General features: G+C 74.5%; 2 protein-coding genes, 2 pseudogenes and 1 riboswitch. All 4 genes and pseudogenes read left to right on the top strand.

What is annotated here, in order from left to right; genetic code table 11:
* Positions 1–712 precede the first annotated feature (712 nt).
* Entirely contained in the window at positions 713–1981 is a 1269-nt protein-coding gene (locus tag AC2W7G_RS12370; RefSeq protein ID WP_485868703.1) for a Fic family protein, read from the top strand.
* An 18-nt stretch (positions 1982–1999) separates the two neighbouring features.
* Positions 2000–2087, top strand: a riboswitch (adenosylcobalamin (AdoCbl) riboswitch).
* Between the two features lie 43 nt (positions 2088–2130).
* A complete protein-coding gene (locus AC2W7G_RS12365) occupies positions 2131–2340 on the top strand; it encodes a CbtB domain-containing protein (RefSeq protein WP_019145819.1) in 210 nt (69 codons plus the stop codon).
* Positions 2341–2462: 122 nt separating this feature from the next.
* A pseudogene (locus AC2W7G_RS12360) lies at positions 2463–2561 on the top strand (CbtA family protein); the annotation flags it as partial.
* A 134-nt stretch (positions 2562–2695) separates the two neighbouring features.
* Positions 2696–3268: pseudogene (locus AC2W7G_RS12355) on the top strand (CbtA family protein); the annotation flags it as partial.

The following is a 3268-nucleotide window of genomic DNA, read 5'->3' as shown; positions in this document are numbered from 1 at the left end:
GCGCTGGTTCGCCGCCGCTCTCGCCCACACGTCCGACTCCCCCGTCGACCGGGCCGTCGCCCAGCTCGCGACCCGCGGCCGGGTGACCGACGTCGTGGCCACGCCCGGGGTCGGGCTGAGCGGATCGGTCGACAAGCACCCGGTCCGCCTGGGCCGGCCGGACTGGGTCGGCTCGCGCCCGTGGACGGCATCGGCACCACCGTCGGCGTCGAGGTCGACGGACGCCCCGCTCGGACGGCTCGTGGTCGCCGAGGTCGTCCGCGAGCACGCGCGTCCGTGGTGGACGCCCTGGCCGCCGACGGCGTGCGGGTGGAGCTGGTCTCGGCCGGGTCTGCGGTCGACACCGCGCACGTGGCCGACGCAGTCCGGGCGTCGAGCACTGGCACGCCGAGGCCGGCGACGCTGTGCGGGCTGCGGTCGTGGCCGGCTGCGGACGTCCGGACGCGTCGTCGGGCGACGCGGGCGCGGCGCCGGTGTCGGTGCGGACATCCGGCTCGGACCGGACGGGTCAGGCGCCGACCTGGCGCTCGACGACCTCGACGTCCGAAGGGTCGCCGACGCCCTGCGGCTCGGACGCTGGGCGGTCGCGCTGCGCACCCGGCTGCGGACCCTCGCCTGGGTCGTCGCCCCCCGCCCTCGCGGTGCTCACCTTCCTGCTGGTCACGCTCAGCGAGGAAGCACGCCCGAAACATCCGCGTGCCAGACTCCCGAGGTGCTCGAGACCGACTGGCCGCCGCACCGGCGCGAGGTGCGTCCCTGGCGCCAGACCGTGCCGAAGGGACCGCGCGCCGACCGCGACCTGCGCGAGGTCGAGGTCAGCCTGCCACCGATGATCGCCGCGCTCGACTACCCGCTCGAGCGCCCGCTGCGGCTCATGATGGACAACGCGCTCAACAACCTCGGCCGGCTCGACAACAGCCACGGCAGCCGGCTCGGTGCGCTGGACTCGTTGCTGCTGCGCACGGAGTCGGTCGCGTCGTCCAAGATCGAGAACATCGAGTCGAGCCTGTCCGACTACGCCCGGGCCCTGTTCGGTGTCCGCGCGAACGCGTCCGCCCGGTCGATGGTGTCGGCGACGGACGCGCTGGTCGGCATCATCGAGGACGCCGAGACGACCGGTCAGATCCGCCTGGACGCCCTGCTCGAGGCGCACCGCGCGCTGTTCAGCCGCAGCGCCGAGGACGCCCCCAAGGGCGGGCGCCTGCGCCGCCGGCAGAGCTGGATCGGCGGCAGCGACTACTCGCCGCGCGGCGCCCTGTTCGTCCCTCCTCCGCCCGAGACCGTGGACGCCTACCTGGCCGACCTCGTCGCCTACGCCAACCGCGACGACGTGCCGGTGCTCGTGCAGGCCGCCGTCGTGCACGCGCAGTTCGAGTCCATCCACCCCTTCCATGACGGCAACGGCCGGGTCGGACGCACGCTCGTCCACGCCGTCCTGCGCCGACGCCGCGCCACCCGTCACCTGACCGTGCCGATCGCGTCCGGGCTCGTGGCCAACCGGCAGCGCTACTTCGACGCGCTCGGCGACTACCGCGAGGGGCGGGCGTACACGCTGATCGGGCTGCTCACGTCGTCCACGCTCATCGCCAGCCACGAGTCGCGGACGACGGCGACGCACCTGCACGAGATCCGGCAGGCGTGGGCGGCCGCGGTCGGGCCGGTGCGCGGCGGGACGGCGCTGGCCCGGCTGCTCGAGCTGCTCCCCCGCGAGCCGATCGTCACCGCCGACGTCGTCGCCGAGGCCCTCGGTCTCTCGGTGCGCGTGGACGAGCGCCTGGTCGAGCGCGACCGCGACGAGACCGTCGAGCAGGTGCGTGAGCGCGTCCGCGCCGTGCTGGCCGACCACCATGGGGACCTGCTGGTCGTCAGCCACGGCGACACCATCGTGGTCGCCGTCGAGCTGCTCACCGGCAGCCCGTGCGAGCTGCCCGGCAACGCCCAGGCGATCGTGACGTCGAACACCCTCGCGCGACCTCACTGACCTGCTAGGTTCGTGCCACCTCGGTCGGAGGAAGCCGGTGGGAATCCGGCGCAGTCGCGCTACTGTGACGCCCCTTGCGGGGTGGAGCCAGACCCGACGGCCGAGGCGAACATCCATCGATGGGACGCAGAATCCCCAAGGAGTGTCAGATGCCTCAGGCAACCACGGCCGTCCCGGCCGCCCTTCCCCAGATCCCCGTCGCGGCGCTCGCGCCCTGGGCGGTCTTCTTCGCCCTGCTCACGACCGTCGTGCTGTTCTTCGTCGGCGCCGAGCAGGGTGCGTTCTCGGTCTTCGAGGGCACCGCGATCCACGAGTGGGTCCACGACGCCCGCCACGTCATGGGCTACCCCTGCCACTGACGCAGCCGCGCGCCACCGCCGTCGGGTCCTGACCCGACGTCCTTCCCGGACCTCGCGTCCGGGTCCTCACTCACCCTCGTCCCGGCGGCTCGTGCTGCCCGGACGCCGCGAACGGAACCCTCATGACCCCACGCACCTTCCTCGTCCACGGCCTGCTGGCCGGTCTCGTCGCCGGCCTGGCCGCCTTCCTCGTCGCCTACGTCGTGGCCGAGCCCCAGGTCGACGCCGCCATCGCGCTGGAGGAGGCGGGCTCGGCCGAGCCGCCCAGCACAGCCACGACGAGGGCACCGCCGCCCACTCCCACGAGCACGACGAGGAGGAGGCCGGCCACAGCCACGGCGAGGGCGCCGAGGTCTCCCGCTCGACCCAGTCCACCTGGGGCCTGGCCACCGGCACGCTCCTGCTCGGCACCCGTTGCTCGGCGGCGCCACCGCGGCTGGCCGCCGCCTTCGCCCTCGGCCGCCTGGGCCGGCTGGACGCCCGCGGGGCCACCGCGGTGGTGGCCCTGGTCGGCTTCGTCGCCACGGCCCTCGTGCCCTTCCTCAAGTACCCGCCGACCCCACCGGCGGTGGGCGACGGCGAGACGATCGGCGAGCGTACCGCCCTCTACTTCGGCTTCTGGGCGATCAGCCTGGTCGCGGCGGTGGCCGCGGTCGTCCTGGCCCGCCGCCTGCTCGAGCCGCTGGGCGGCTTCGGCGCCGTGGTCGCCGCGACCGCGGTCTACCTCGTCGTGGTCGTCGGCCTCGGCACGGCCCTGCCCACCGTCAACGAGCTGGGCGACTTCCCCGCCGACGTGCTCTGGTACTTCCGCCGCGAGTCGCTGCTGACGCTCGTCGCGCTGTGGGCCGCACTCGGCGTCGTCCTCACCGCCCTGGTCGGGCGGGACGCCGACCGCGCCCTCGCAGCCCAGCAGCGGCGTGAGGCGCCG

The organism is Aeromicrobium sp. PFPM2_SD2, assembly GCF_057364525.1.
The sequence above is the reverse complement of the archived record's forward strand: the minus strand, read 5'-3'. Positions and strand labels throughout refer to the sequence as shown.